Below are 14,361 nucleotides of genomic sequence, written 5' to 3' on the forward strand. Positions count from 1 at the left end.
TAGTTTGTCCACCTGCGATAACCAAAAGGAAACAGAAATGAAATTTACAGAACATCGAGACAGCAATATTTTAACGGTGAGGCGTTATCAACCAGGTAAGGTGACTGTCAATGATCAAGAGCTGACAGACAGTTGTTTTTTCAACCATCACACTTTAGTTGAACACTGGAATTGCCACCAACCTGATGAACTAAATGAAGAGACCTTAGCCCCTATTCTTGAACTTAAACCTGAAGTGATTATCTTAGGGACGGGAGAGACGCAGGTGTTTCCCAAGCCGGAACTCTTTTATCTCTGTGCGCAAAAAGGAATCGGTTTGGAAGTGATGGACAATCGCGCCGCATGTCGGACTTATAATGTGTTAACCACGGAAGACCGCGAGGTGATAATTGCTCTAATTTTTTCAGAGAATAAAGGATAAATGGAGACCCTGCGCCCTAAATAGCGCGCTTCAACATAAGGGGCTTTTTCAGAGTTTAAAGTCGGCACAACTACTCCCAATTTAGTGCTTGTGCTCACTTTTTGGCCTTTTTTAACAAAACTGGTTGCCAAACGGGTATAAACTGAGAGGTAGCCATCTGGGTGTTTGACAATCACCATCAGACCCTGAGTTGGGATACTTTTTCCCATATAAGCCACTGTTCCTGGCGCGACTGCATAAAGAAAAGTGGGCTTTTTAGGGTAGATAAATAGCCTTTTATTTTTGATTTTCAAACTTTCTATGGCGCTCTGTTGAGAAACAGGCAGCTGCCATAGGCGCTTTGGCCGACTGACTTTACGGTTAAATTGACGTTTTGCACCATACTCAGTTTTTGGAATCTTCAACTGCTGACCAATATGAAGAACAAAAGGCGGGAGGAGCGCATTTGCATCCACCAACGCTAAGGGATTAATCCCACATTTTTTGGCAATGCGGAAAACACTGTCCCCTTTTTTAACCCGGTAATGACCGCTTTTACAGCCACTATCACTAAAGCGCATTTTAGAAACTTGAGAAGAAGTGTCAGAGTGGGGGAACAGAGAACAGCCACTTAATCCCATCACCATTATGCCAATGATCAATCCGGGGGTTCTTAACCGCTTCCAAAGACTTTCCATTAAAGTCATTTTCCGCTCCTTTTTCTTTTAAAAATCAAAAACTGACGCCTTTTATTAATTAGCCATTTTTAGCCGTAGAGCCATCTCGTGCAAAGGTCTCATTTAATTAGCCAATAGAGCACACCTAAGGCTACCACACTCCAACCGATCCAATCCACTGAGGCGCGAATCTTTGCTTCATAACGCTCCCCACCTATTTTCATTAACCAAGCGACGAGAAAAAAGCGCAACCCTCTGCCTACCAATGCGGCAATCAAAAATGGGAATAATGCCATTTGCGCCGCACCTGCAGTAATCGTAAACAGCTTATAGGGGATAGGGCTAAAGCCGGCAATAAACACCACCCACACCTCGTACAGTTCAAAAAACTGTTGAACTTGCTCAATTTTCTGCGCATACCCCAACTCTATCAACCATGGATGAATTGCCTCAAAGCCCCAATAGCCAATCCCATAACCTAAAAGTCCACCTAAGGTCGAAAACAATGTGGCTATCCAGGCAAAATGCATCGCTTTCTGCGGCTGAGATAGGCTCATGGGCATCAATACCACATCTGGCGGAATCGGAAAAAATGATGCCTCGGCAAAACTCAATCCCGCCAAATACTTAGCTGCTTGCGGATGCTTTGACCATTGAATGGCTCTGTCATATAAAGGAGAGAATAACTTCATAGGCTCTCCCCTTCATCCACCACCCCAGTTAACATCGGCACAAAACGCACCTGTTCTAAAACGGTTGCTTCAATGCCTTGCGGCGTTTTCTCATAGCCCATTAACTGCTGCACTTGCGATTGTGAGCCCACTGGAATCACCATACGTCCACCGACCTTGAGCTGGTGAAACAAGGATTCCGGTACCTCTTCTGGGGCTGCCGCCGATAAAATCGCATCAAATTGTTTCGGAGCGGGTTGCGCATTTTTCGGCCATCCCCAATGCCCATCGCTTAAGGCAAAATGAACATTTGCAATCCCCAATTTTTGTAGCACTTGTTTAGCCTTGTGTGCCAAAGGACCAATACGCTCCACTGTATAAACTTCTGGAACCAATTGCGCCAAAATCGCCGTTTGATAACCTGAGCCAGTACCAATTTCCAATACATTTTGCGGTTTTGTCGCACCTGACAGGATAAACTCTGTCATTTTCGCGACCACCCAAGGCTGAGAAAGTGTCTGTCCATGCCCAATCGGTAACGCCGTGTCCTCATAAGAACGGCTCGCTAAAGCCTCATCTAAAAACAAATGTCTTGGCGTCACACGCATGACACTCAGCACGTCTGTATTCTGTATCCCCTTTTCCATTAACCTTTCGATGAGGCGATCACGCGTACGTTGAGAGTTCATCCCAACCCCTTGATACTTTTCAAAATATGGATTTGGATAATGGATTTTTCCAAGCGTTTGTAAGCTCATTTCTACGCCTCTCTTCTTTATTCTTTAGCCGCATCACGTAAAACTTTAAGTAAATCGTAGTTCGTTAAATCAATGTGTAAGGGCGTTAAAGAGGCATACTTATTTTCAACGGCATAAAAATCTGTCTCTTTTGAAGCATCTGCTGCATCACCTGCTGGCCCCACCCAAAAGATGGGAAGACCTCTCGGGTCCTTATCCGCCACAATCGGCTCTGAGGCGTGTCTTCTGCCCAAGCGCGTCACTTGCAACCCTTTAAGTTCTGACAATGGGATATCAGGCACATTTAAGTTAAAAATGGTACTTTCCGGCACAGGCACTTTAAAATAAACCTGCTGCATAAACTGCATAAAGGCCGCTACAGCGGTTTCAAAATGCTGATCACCACATAAAGAAATGGCCACAGAGGGCTTACCTAAGAACCGTCCTTCAGTTGCCGCTGCCACGGTACCCGAATAGAGCACATCATCGCCCATATTGGCGCCTGCATTAATGCCCGAAACCACTAAATCAAAGGTAAAAGGCAGGCCACCATTCATCCCTAAATGGACACAATCCGTCGGCGTGCCATTCACCGCATAGACGGGAAACGCATACTCATTTCGACGGGTCATGCGCAGCGGTTCCGTTAGCGTGAGTGAATTACTGGCCGCGCTGCGGTTACGATCAGGCGCCATAACGACGAATTCTTGGCAAAAATCACTTTCTAATAAAGCTTGTGCCAAAGCTTGTATGCCTGGCGCAAAAAAACCGTCATCATTCGATAATAAAATTTTCATTGGGTAAAATAGTCTTAATTAAGTTGAACTTGGAATTATATAGTGACTGCGCTAAGTGATGAAGATAAAAACTTGTTTCGTCAAGCCGTGGCGGATGCACGCCCTATAAAAAGTCAAACTTCTGAGCAAATCCAACAAGCGCAAAACCAGCAAAAGCGAAAATGGATGAGCCGAGGTCAACGCTTAAAACTGCGTCAACGGACTGCAAACACGGTAGAACACCCGGATGAATTCGCAAAGGACCTGCACTATGAGCCGCATCACACCGTTTCTGCTTTTGAGTCCATGCAATATGAGCGTCAAAAACTCAAACCTAAAGACTGGAAAAAGCTCAAAAAAGGAGATTTTAAAACTTATTGGCATCTAGACCTGCATGGAGAGACCATTGACAGTGCCGATCGCATTCTACTCAATTTCTTACAAGAAGCACACCAACAAAATGCACGCTATGTCATCATAGTGCATGGTAAAGGTTACCATTCCGACAGTGACACCCCTGCTTTAAAAAATCTGGTGAATAGTCGACTACGGCAACTGCCATTTGTCTTGGCATTCTGTAGTGCCCAACCGAAAGATGGTGGGACAGGCGCAGTTTATGTCTTTTTAAAAAATTAAGGTTTTGACGCAGGACTGGGAGAAGCTGACGTCTCCGAAGCATGGTGCTGTTCAGGCGCTTTAGGGGTTTCAATCACTTGGATAAAGATTTCATTCTCTCCAATCATCCCTAACTTTTGTCGCGCTAAAGTCTCAATCGCTTCTGGATTATGCTGCAAAGCATATACTTTTTGCTTAAGTTGTTGATTTAATTCAGCCTGCTGGTGATTTTTTGCCTTAAGCGCTTCAAGTTCTGCTGAGACTTTCCAATATTCTGCCAAGCCCCCCTCTGAAGAAAAAAGCTTAAGCAGTAATAAAAAAATGATCACAATCAGTAAAACAACAAACTTTTTATACATCATCCATCCAATGAAGCTGAATTGTTTCGAGACCTTTGCATGAGTGGGATGTAGAACCATCTCATGCATAGGTCTCGTTTCATTATACCGAAATAAAAACGGCTCAATGAATGCCATTGAGCCGTTTTTAAGCTAAAACCTGAAATTCAGGCAAATGTTTATTTTTTCAAATTGTAGAAGGCATCCATACCTGGATAGAGTGCTTCATCTCCCAATTTTTCAGCAATGCGCAGTAATTGGTTATATTTGGCAATACGATCAGTACGAGACATAGAACCTGTTTTAATTTGACCCGATCCAGTCGCCACTGCGATGTCAGCAATTGTGGTATCTTCGGTTTCACCTGAACGGTGAGAAACCACCGCGGTATAACCGGCTTCTTTCGCCATCTTAATCGCTTCAAAGGTTTCAGTCAGAGTACCAATCTGGTTAATCTTAATCAAGATTGAGTTAGCAATCCCTTTTTCAATCCCTTCTTTCAAAATTTTAGGATTGGTCACAAATAGGTCATCTCCTACAATCTGTAGTCGATCACCATATTTTTCCGTTTGCAGTTTAAAACCATCCCAATCGCTCTCATCCAAACCATCTTCAATAGAGATAATCGGATATTTCTCTACCCATTCACCCAATAGATCAACCATTTCGGCAGAAGTTAATTTACGATTCTCAGATTTTAAATGGTAAAGGCCATCACTTTCATCATATAGCTCAGAAGAGGCTGCATCCATCGCGATCATAATATCTTCACCCGCTTTATAGCCGGCTTTTTCAATCGCTTCTAAAATTACAGTAATCGCTTCTTCATTCGATTTCAAATCAGGCGCAAAACCGCCTTCATCCCCTACTGCAGTGTTATAACCTTTACTATGCAACACTTTTTTCAATGTATGAAAAATTTCTGAACCATAGCGAATGGCCTCCGCCATGGATGGGGCGCCTACTGGCATAATCATAAATTCTTGGAAATCAACACTGTTGTCTGCATGCTCTCCACCATTGATGATATTCATCATCGGTACAGGCATTTTATAAGTATCAGTTTTGAGATATTCAAATAACGCTTGACCTTGAGAAGTCGCAGCTGCACGAGCAGTGGCAATCGAAACCGCTAAAATTGCATTTGCACCTAGACGGCCTTTGTTCTCAGTGCCATCCAGATCAATCATCAGCTGGTCAATCGCCGCTTGTTCAGTCGCTTCTTTGCCAAGTAGGGCATCACGAATTTCGGTATTAATGTTATTAACAGCAGTTAAGACGCCTTTACCCATATAACGACTTTGATCACCATCGCGAAGTTCAATGGCTTCACGCGAACCTGTAGAAGCACCTGATGGAGAAATCCCGCGGCCCATTGAACCATCTTCTAAATACACTTCTGCTTCTACGGTTGGGTTGCCACGAGAGTCAATCACTTCTCTGGCCTTAATGTCTTTAATTAATGGCATAGTTTTTTCCTACTTATTTTTCTAAAATTGTCTTTACTTTATCATGCTTCAAGTGACGTCTTAATGACAAATGCGTTACTTCAGCAGTAAGTCATTCTCAATAAAGCCTTCTGCTTTGACTAAATCATCCAAGGCTTTCATGGTTTCCAATAAAGGCTTTAATTGCCCAAGCGGCCACATATTTGGACCATCACTCAACGCACATTCTGGATCAGGGTGGGTCTCCATAAACAGACCCGATACGCCGGCTGCAATCGCAGATCGTGCTAACACAGGTACAAATTCACGTTGGCCACCTGAAGTGGTGCCTTGCCCACCCGGTTGTTGCACAGAGTGAGTGGCATCAAACACCACTGGACAACCTGTGCTACGCATAGACGCTAAACCGCGCATATCTGAAATTAAGGTGTTATAACCAAACGAGGTGCCGCGATCGCACACCATAATTTGTTCATTGCCGACTTCACGCGCTTTTTCCACCACCTGATTCATATCCCAGGGCGCCTGAAACTGCCCTTTTTTGATATTCACCGGTTTTCCTTGACGGCAAACATTTTGAATAAAGTTGGTTTGACGGACCAAAAAAGCGGGGGTTTGCATCACATCGACCACGGAAGCCACTTCATCCAAAGGAGAGTCTTCATGAACATCGGTTAAAACCGGCACACCAACTTCATCCTTCACTTTTTGCAAGATTCTCAACCCTTCTTCAACCCCTAAGCCACGAAAGCTTTTAGTTGAAGAGCGGTTGGCCTTGTCATAAGAGGATTTATAGATAAAAGGAATACCGACCTCTTCCGTCATTTTTTTCAGGGTCTCGGCCGTTTCCATGGCCAAAGACTCAGATTCGATCACACAGGGCCCTGCGATTAAAAAGAGCGGTTGATCAATGCCAACTTCAAATCCACACAATTGCATACTTACTTTCCTTTAAATTGATTAGCAGCCTCGACAAAAGCTTTAAATAAGGGGTGACCATTCCGAGGCGTCGAGGTAAATTCTGGATGGAATTGACAGGCCACAAACCAAGGGTGTTCAGGAATTTCAATGGTTTCAACTAAGTCACCTTCTTCTGAACGCCCTGAAATCACCAGACCCGCATCTTCAAGTGCTTTCACATAACCATCATTGACTTCATAACGGTGACGATGACGTTCACGAATGGTGTCTGCTTGATAAATTTGATGTATTTGCGTGCCAGGCACTAAGCGACAGTTTTGCCCCCCTAAACGCATGGTGCCACCTAAATCCGAATTTTGATCTCGGTGAATCACTTCTCCCGCTTCGTTTACCCATTCCGTAATCAAAGCAACCACTGGATAAGGAGTTTCTGGATTGAGTTCTGTGCTGTGCGCACCCTCCATGCCAGCAACATGACGCGCATACTCGACAACCGCCATTTGCATGCCCAGACAAATCCCTAAATAAGGAATCTTATTTTCCCGCGCATATTGAATGGCTTTAATTTTACCTTCTACCCCACGCTCACCAAAACCGCCGGGGACCAAAATGGCGTCCATGTTTTCAAGGGCCGCAAGTCCATCTGTTTCTAGGTTTTCAGAATCGATATAATGAATATTGACATCTGTATGGGTATGGATACCGGCGTGAATCAACGCTTCAATCAATGACTTATAAGCTTCTGTTAAATCCACATATTTACCCACCATCGCAATATCCACACTGCGTTGTGGGTTCATTTGCGCTTTAACCACCGCATCCCAATCGCTTAAATCCAAGGGCTGACCTTCAATACCGAGGCGTTTAACCACCAAATCATCCAGCTTTTGTTCATGAAGCATACGGGGCACGGCATAGATGGTGTCAGCATCTAGGGAATTAATGACCGCTTGCTCTTCAACATTGGTAAAAAGGGCAATTTTTTTGCGTTCACTTTCAGAAAGCGGTAATTCGGAACGACAAACCAAGATATCCGGTTGAATCCCAATTGAGCGCAACTCTTTAACAGAATGTTGCGTAGGCTTGGTCTTGACTTCCCCAGCTACTGCAATATAAGGCAGGAGCGTCAAATGCATAAACAAGGCGTTGTCTCGCCCTTGTTCGACCCCCATTTGTCGAATGGCTTCTAAAAAGGGTAAAGATTCAATATCACCCACTGTTCCACCCACTTCAACAATAATGACATCAAATCCTTCAGCCGCTCGCAGAATGCGGCGTTTAATCTCATCGGTGATGTGGGGGATTACTTGAACGGTGCCACCTAGATAATCGCCTCTTCGCTCTTTACGAATGACACTTTCATAAACTTGTCCAGTGGAAAAACTGTTATGACGCGTAAAATGGCGTTGAACAAAACGCTCATAATGACCTAAATCCAGATCTGTTTCTGCCCCATCATCGGTGACAAAAACTTCCCCATGTTGAAGTGGACTCATGGTGCCAGGATCCACATTAATATAAGGATCCATTTTTAACATACTGACTTTTTGGCCACGTGCTTCTAGCAACGCACCTAAAGAAGCCGCAGCAATCCCCTTGCCCAGAGAAGAGACGACTCCACCGGTCACAAATATAAATTTTGTCATAACATTCTTCTAATTTTATGTTGAAATGGGGCAAATTCAGCCCAAAAGAATGGGAGAAAATTATAGCCTACCCCCCTATTTTTAGCAATGTAAAAGCATTAAGAGTTCAATTTAAATCCGTTCACAGATCCATTTGCTAAAGCTCACAGACGATAACGAACCCCTTTTAAGCCTGGCATACCTGCTAAAACAAACTGATTTTCCACCCAAGCCCCAGGCCAATTCTCTCTTTGCCACGGGGGAATTTGATGCGATTGAAACCATTTCTTAAAACGACCGCTGGTATGCCACTGTTTACTCTGCTTGGCTTGCTGTAAAGTTTGCCATTTCAGCTGCGAAAGGTATTCAAGCTCTGTTGAATTTATTTGAAAGCGCTTATCTTTACATAAAGCATCAAAAATAGATTCCAAGCTACTGAATTCATTTAAACTATTAACGAGATAGATTTTACCTTGAAAGCCTCTCACCCACCAGTGACCGACCTGAATTTTAGCTGAAGCTTGCGAATTGGAATTATGGACGATCTGCTGAAAGATCATTTTCAGCTGTTGGGCGCTGGGGGCCAATCCAGTCACTTTTGCCAACCAAGTTCGCAGTGCGTTTTTTTGCCTTTCACTGCTCAGTGTCTTAAGAGGCATCAATGCTATCCAATGGGTTGTAGACATAAAATGAGAAGCAGGCAAAGCGTGAAGACCACATGCGCTTAAGTCTTGCTCTGCCAGCTGAATAAGCAGTTGCTGCGCCTCTTGCATCCATTGAGCCGTTTCCGCCAATTTTGCTTCTGCCATAGGCCACTGTTGCTTAACCAGCGGTAACAGCTGATGGCGCACAAAATTACGGCGTAAAGTAATGTCTTGATTACTTGGATCTTCACACCACGACAAATAATGCGCCTGCGCATAATCCGACAAGGTTTGATAAGACAGCGATAAAAAGGGACGCCAATGTATCGCCTCCCCATTTTCGAGTGGAAATCTCTTCTGCAGCGGCATTCCCTGTAGCCCTGCTACCCCTGCCCCCCGAAAAAGATTCAGTAACAGGGTTTCTGCTTGATCTCGCTGATGGTGGGCAGTGAGCAGTTGATCCCCAGCCCGTAACTGATTGCGAAACGCTTGTTGTCGTGCCTGACGTGCCGCTTGCTCTAAGCCCTTTTGTTGAATGCAGGACTGGGGAATTTGGACTTTTATCCCTAAAAAATCAAATCCATACTTTTGCGCTTGTTGATGACAAAAGGCATACCACTCATCTGCGGCAGATTGCAAACCATGGTGCACATGCAAAACATAGGTGTTTTCTATCAGCTTTAATTGCTCTGAGGGTGAGAGCGATTGGATTGAGTGATACCAAGCATCTAGCAGGACCATTGAATCCATGCCACCACTGACAGCCAGGTAGAAATGCGGCAAAGAAAGATCAGAAATAAAAAACGGTTGCCAAATGGACTGAACCGTTTGCACAACCGTTTCAACAGAGGATTTCATCAAATCGAGTCTAGCGCTAGGCTTCTTCCCAATTGCCATAACGCATATAGCGCTGATACCGCTGATCGACTAATTCATCAAGCGGTTGCGCTTTTAATTGCGCCAACTGATGCGTCAACGCTTGCTTCACATTTTCTGCAGCCTGCTGATGATTACGATGTGCCCCACCGAGAGGCTCCGGAATAATCTCATCAATCAGCCCAAGTTCTTTTAACCGTGGCGCCGTAATCCCCAAAGCAGCCGCTGCATCTGCCACATTCGCTTGGTTTTTCCATAAAATTGAGGCGCAACCTTCAGGCGAAATCACAGAATAGGTCGAATATTGCAACATCATGGTCACATCACCGACGCCGATCGCTAAAGCCCCTCCAGATCCACCTTCACCGATGACTGTACAAATAATCGGTACTTTTAATTCTGCCATTTCCATTAAGTTACGGGCAATGGCTTCACTTTGAAAGCGCTCTTCAGCATCAATTCCGGGATAAGCCCCAGGGGTATCAATAAAGGTCAACACAGGCAAGCCGAAGCGTTCAGCCATTTTCATCAAACGCAACGCTTTTCGATAGCCTTCTGGTCGTGGCATCCCAAAATTACGCTCGACTTTTTCTTTAGTGGTTCGCCCTTTTTGCTGACCAATCACCATTACCGGCTCCCCCTCAATTCGAGCAAGTCCTCCGACAATGGCTTTATCATCCGCAAAAGCTCTATCCCCATGTAATTCTTTAAAATCTGTAAAAATATGCTGAATATAATCTAGCATATAGGGGCGCTGAGGATGGCGAGAGAGCTGGGCAATCTGTACATCGGTCAGATTTTTAAAAATAGACTCCGTTAAGCTCTTACTTTTCGCTTCCAAAGCAGAGATCTCTTGGACCAAATCCAGATCACTGTCCCCTTTTAAATGTCGAAGCTCATCAATTTTTGCCTCTAACTCTGCAATCGGCTGCTCAAAGTCTAAAAAGTCCAATTTCATAACGGCTCTCTCTTACCAATCTAATAATCTGTATATTTTAACAGAGACCCCTTAAGAAATCTCTGCTTGAATGGGGTGCACTTTAATTTCATTCGTTTGCTGATAGATTGCCAATAACTTTTGGTGGCTTTTGCTCTCTTTAAAAGCATTTTCACCCATAGGTAACCCACCAAAAAACAACTGACCTTCAATACACGCCATTGCCTTTTCAACTGTTTGCTGCCCAAACAGCGCATAAGCCGCATCAGGCAACAATTCAGAGGACAGCTGATAGGCTTTTGCATTTAAGATAAACAACAGACACTGATAAAACACTCTATCCGACGCATTTTCGACATAGTAGAGGCTATCTTCTAAGCAGTCCGCAGCCGTCTCATAATCCTTTATCGCCAAATACAACCACATTCTAAATTCAACCACCTTCAAAGTTTTCCACGGACTGTCATCATCTGCGGACAACCCAATTAAATTCGCCATGCCTTGATGGTCGCTCAAACCAAGCGATTCAAAAGCTTCTAGCGCCTCTAAAAAATGGATTTTTTCTTGAGCTGAATCGACTAAATCTTGGATCAAAGCGCGCACCTGTCGACCAACATTTTGATTCCTGTCTAACAGCTCATCCATCGGATAAATTTCTGATATACCGGGAACAATAATACGGCACGCTGGCACGCCGTAATGTTCATACTCTGCAATATAGGCTTGATAGCCCTCAGCTTCGAGGATTTCAATCAAAAATTGCCACTGCTCTGAAGTCTCGCCTTCAAAATCCCAAGGGACAAAATCAAAATCTGCCTTCTGCCCAATAAAGTGAACATGCCACAAGCCGCTGGAGTCGATAAAGTGGTTTTCAATATTTTCATCACTGGCTGCCAAATCCTCATCAAATACAGGCGTTTGAAAACCTTCCAAACGATCCAAGCTTCGACCTTGCAAAGACTCGGTTAAGGTGCGTTCCAATGCCACTTCAAAAATAGGGTGCGCACCAAAGGAGGCAAAACAGCGCCCCATAGCGGATTCAAATAAAATAATGCAGATAACCGGGTATTTCCCCCCTAATGAGGCATCTCGCACCGAAATTTCAATACCAGAAGCTTTGAGCTGATTGATCGCTTCCAACACAAAAGGGAACGATTCCAGGTGTTCAGGCGGCACTTCTGGCAAACAGAGGTTTTCAGTCAAAATCCGCTTTTTCACCCAGCGTTCAAAAACTTCCGACAGCCCTTGCACTTGAGCCTCAAACTGGGTATTCCCTGCAGCCAAGCCATTACTGGCATATAAATTACTCAGCATATTCATTGGAAAATAAACCGTCTCCGCGGTCACTTCTTCTTGCTTTTGGTCACTATAAACGGGCTGTAAAGGCAGACAACGAATCGAGTCGGTTTGATCATTAAAGCTTAACAGATCCTCTGCTTGAATCTGCTCCTCAGGATCATACAGTTGCCAAAGTTCAGGCGTTAAGCATTGCTTGTAATCCGATAAGGCAAATGCTTTTTCATCCGGATAGTAGAGCCATGACTGTTCCGAAAGGACTGGCTGTAGATAATAATCTGAGAAAAAATAATTGGTCTCAAGCCGCTCAAAAAATTCACCCAAGGCACTGGCCAAAGTGGCTTTTCGACTGGCGCCTTTACCATTGGTAAATAAAGCTGGATGACGGCGATCGCGAATATGAACAGAGTAGACATTAGGCACTGGATTCAGCCACGAAGCTTCTTCTATCGCAAAACCGCCTCGCTTTAACAGCGATTGCATTTTAAACAGTGAATGTTCTAGACACGCATCTTTCCCTTTTATATAGGTGGTTTCTGAAGTCTGGGGGGCGTAGCTTTTTTTATCAACCATATTAGGCATCTCTTATATTAGGCATAAATTATATAAAAATCTTTCAATTATAAAGACTTATCATAAATACATTTCATTATGAATCAACGCGATCCTGTGTAAAATGAAAATCGAAAAGATCTTTTTTGGCGCACAATTTTATCCATAAAAACAAAAACTGAGGGGCTCATGATGCAATATCATATCTATCACAAACAGGTGTTCAATTTTATTTTGCTTTTATTTATCAGTAGCGTAGGGACTCAAGCATTAGCTGAATCGAAACGCCTGCCAACTGGTCTAATGTTGGTCAATGAAGCCAATTGTATGCGGTGCCACTCAGAAAAAACCTTTCATTATGGTCCTTCTAAAATGGAAAATCTGAAGCACTTACATCAACAGGTCAAACGATGCGAAAGCAATCTGAAAATTGGCTGGTTTGAGGATGAAATGCATGATGTGACAGATTATCTCAACACAACCTTTTATCACTTTTCTAATCTTTTCTAATTAAGTCTAATTTCTTTTCAATTGGTCGAGCAAGGCATTGACCTCTGCTAACGCTTTAGGGTCGACTTGACTTTTATCCGCATCTTCCACTGTATAGCGTGCATCCTCAACAATTTTATCAATGGCGTCAAGTGTAAAATATAGATAGGTATCTTGGTTAATTTTTTTCCAATCCCGCTGTTTAGCAAACCACTGCTTTTTGAGTTCTGGGTGGGTTTTCAATTCATCCAATACCGCCTTTAACACCGCAGGCAACCGAATCACTGCTTCATGTGGCCAATAAGGGCGACCAAAATTGCCTTCATAATAGGCTTGACGGTCTTTCTTAGCCAACTCAAAAGCGGGAATCATCTCATCTAATCCGACTGAACGCGCTTCATTTTCCGCAATATTCAAACGATCCACACTCAGCATGGGGGCATGTGAACGCCAACGTTGATAATTGGTATACACATTATTTCGCGTAATAAATTTATGCTGCCCTTCCGCTAAAGGCATCACATGCTTGCCATCCACAATATACTCTAAGCCATTTTGCGTCAGTGATTTCTTATCCTCCCACATCTCCCAACCTTTATCGACCGATGCAGTTCCTTGATCATCCACCGCAATGGGGACACAAGAAATGCCATAATCATGCCCTTTAACATAATCCATTACCTTAATTTGATAGCGATCTTTAGGTAAAACATGGGTGACCAAACCAATAATAAAGGCATCATCCTTGATATTGGCAGCTGGGAAGCCAACAAAAATTGTCTCACCTACCTTAAAGGTTTTGCCAGCAGCCCACAGGCTTTGACTCACCAGCAGCAGCCCCATAAAAACCACTTTTAAAAACTGAATTCTTTTCATTCTCATGACTCATTGTTAGGTTTATAAACCGCCATCACATCACATTTTGCATGATGCATCACCGCATCAGTGGTTGAGCCCACCAATTTTTCTAAAAAAGAAAGACCGTGACGCCCCATCACAATAAGATCAGCCCCCACTTCTTCTGCTCGCTCCACAATATCGACTGAAGGTACCCCCACAACCACTTTACACTGCTCAGGCTTCAGACCATTTTCTTTGGCCAATTTATGTAAACGTTGTTCGGCGGCCTCAACAATCTCTTGGGTCAATTCTACATCCCAAATGCCTGGCGCACCGGTTACCGCGATATCCTCAAGAATTGGATAAGTCGGCACTTCAGTCACATGAAACAGCTCAATATCTGCTTCATACAGCATCGCCATATTGACCGCACGGCCAACGGCTTGCTCGCTGTGTTCTGAAAAATCGACCGGAACTAAAATCATTGTATAGTTGTGCATGGTATCGTCTCCTTATTTA

The 14,361-nt window shown here is 43.8% G+C and carries 16 protein-coding genes; 3 read left to right on the top strand and 13 right to left on the bottom strand.

Annotated elements, in window-relative coordinates; translation table 11 throughout:
* Positions 1-37: 37 nt before the first annotated feature.
* The gene (locus ACYQ05_RS02995) at positions 38-421 is read left to right on the top strand and encodes an Mth938-like domain-containing protein (RefSeq protein WP_459818190.1); all 384 of its coding nucleotides are present in this window, start codon (positions 38-40) and stop codon (positions 419-421) included.
* On the opposite strand, the gene ACYQ05_RS03000 is transcribed toward ACYQ05_RS02995, so the two are convergent.
* The 4 genes from ACYQ05_RS03000 to surE form a co-directional block, all read right to left on the bottom strand.
* Entirely contained in the window at positions 352-1,107 is a 756-nt protein-coding gene (locus tag ACYQ05_RS03000) for a LysM peptidoglycan-binding domain-containing protein (RefSeq protein ID WP_459818192.1), read from the bottom strand. The two genes, ACYQ05_RS02995 and ACYQ05_RS03000, sit on opposite strands and share 70 nt — an antisense overlap.
* An 89-nt stretch (positions 1,108-1,196) precedes the next feature.
* Positions 1,197-1,769 carry a YqaA family protein gene (locus ACYQ05_RS03005; RefSeq protein ID WP_459818194.1) on the bottom strand — a complete coding sequence of 191 codons (573 nt, stop codon included), beginning with the start codon at positions 1,767-1,769 and terminating at the stop codon, positions 1,197-1,199.
* Positions 1,766-2,506: a protein-L-isoaspartate(D-aspartate) O-methyltransferase gene (locus ACYQ05_RS03010; protein WP_459818196.1), complete on the bottom strand. Its 741-nt coding sequence runs from the start codon at positions 2,504-2,506 to the stop codon at positions 1,766-1,768. The genes ACYQ05_RS03005 and ACYQ05_RS03010 overlap by 4 nt, the downstream gene beginning before the upstream one ends.
* A gap of 17 nt (positions 2,507-2,523) precedes the next feature.
* Positions 2,524-3,282, bottom strand: a complete 759-nt coding sequence (gene surE, locus ACYQ05_RS03015) for a 5'/3'-nucleotidase SurE (RefSeq protein ID WP_459818198.1) — start codon at positions 3,280-3,282, stop codon at positions 2,524-2,526.
* 42 nt (positions 3,283-3,324) lie between these two features.
* On the opposite strand from surE, the gene ACYQ05_RS03020 reads away from it, so the two are divergent.
* A complete protein-coding gene (locus ACYQ05_RS03020) occupies positions 3,325-3,897 on the top strand; it encodes a Smr/MutS family protein (RefSeq protein WP_459818199.1) in 573 nt (190 codons plus the stop codon).
* On the opposite strand, the gene ACYQ05_RS03025 is transcribed toward ACYQ05_RS03020, so the two are convergent.
* The 7 genes from ACYQ05_RS03025 to ycaO form a co-directional block, all read right to left on the bottom strand.
* A complete protein-coding gene (locus ACYQ05_RS03025; RefSeq protein ID WP_459818201.1) occupies positions 3,894-4,304 on the bottom strand; it encodes an FtsB family cell division protein in 411 nt (136 codons plus the stop codon). The two genes, ACYQ05_RS03020 and ACYQ05_RS03025, sit on opposite strands and share 4 nt — an antisense overlap.
* Before the next feature lie 89 nt (positions 4,305-4,393).
* Positions 4,394-5,683: a phosphopyruvate hydratase gene (gene eno / locus ACYQ05_RS03030; RefSeq protein ID WP_459818203.1), complete on the bottom strand. Its 1,290-nt coding sequence runs from the start codon at positions 5,681-5,683 to the stop codon at positions 4,394-4,396.
* A gap of 75 nt (positions 5,684-5,758) precedes the next feature.
* On the bottom strand, positions 5,759-6,601 hold the full coding sequence (gene kdsA, locus ACYQ05_RS03035) for a 3-deoxy-8-phosphooctulonate synthase (RefSeq protein ID WP_459818205.1): 843 nt from the start codon (positions 6,599-6,601) through the stop codon (positions 5,759-5,761).
* 2 nt (positions 6,602-6,603) lie between these two features.
* Positions 6,604-8,229, bottom strand: a complete 1,626-nt coding sequence (gene pyrG, locus ACYQ05_RS03040) for a CTP synthase (protein WP_459818207.1) — start codon at positions 8,227-8,229, stop codon at positions 6,604-6,606.
* A gap of 143 nt (positions 8,230-8,372) precedes the next feature.
* Positions 8,373-9,710 (bottom strand): tRNA lysidine(34) synthetase TilS, encoded by a 1,338-nt coding sequence (tilS, locus tag ACYQ05_RS03045; RefSeq protein ID WP_459818209.1) that lies wholly within the window; start codon positions 9,708-9,710, stop codon positions 8,373-8,375.
* Positions 9,711-9,726: 16 nt separating this feature from the next.
* Positions 9,727-10,686 (bottom strand): acetyl-CoA carboxylase carboxyltransferase subunit alpha, encoded by a 960-nt coding sequence (locus ACYQ05_RS03050; protein WP_459818211.1) that lies wholly within the window; start codon positions 10,684-10,686, stop codon positions 9,727-9,729.
* A gap of 51 nt (positions 10,687-10,737) precedes the next feature.
* Complete coding sequence (ycaO, locus tag ACYQ05_RS03055) at positions 10,738-12,534, bottom strand: 30S ribosomal protein S12 methylthiotransferase accessory factor YcaO (protein ID WP_459818213.1); 1,797 nt, start codon at positions 12,532-12,534, stop codon at positions 10,738-10,740.
* 171 nt (positions 12,535-12,705) lie between these two features.
* On the opposite strand from ycaO, the gene ACYQ05_RS03060 reads away from it, so the two are divergent.
* A complete protein-coding gene (locus ACYQ05_RS03060) occupies positions 12,706-13,023 on the top strand; it encodes a hypothetical protein (RefSeq protein WP_459818215.1) in 318 nt (105 codons plus the stop codon).
* Between the two features lie 6 nt (positions 13,024-13,029).
* On the opposite strand, the gene ACYQ05_RS03065 is transcribed toward ACYQ05_RS03060, so the two are convergent.
* Both ACYQ05_RS03065 and ACYQ05_RS03070 read right to left on the bottom strand, forming a co-directional pair.
* Complete coding sequence (locus tag ACYQ05_RS03065) at positions 13,030-13,878, bottom strand: hypothetical protein (RefSeq protein WP_459818217.1); 849 nt, start codon at positions 13,876-13,878, stop codon at positions 13,030-13,032.
* A gap of 2 nt (positions 13,879-13,880) precedes the next feature.
* Positions 13,881-14,342, bottom strand: coding sequence for a universal stress protein (locus ACYQ05_RS03070; RefSeq protein ID WP_459818219.1), 462 nt, complete (start codon positions 14,340-14,342; stop codon positions 13,881-13,883).
* Between the last annotated feature and the right edge of the window lie 19 nt (positions 14,343-14,361).

This window comes from Galenea microaerophila (genome assembly GCF_054657255.1).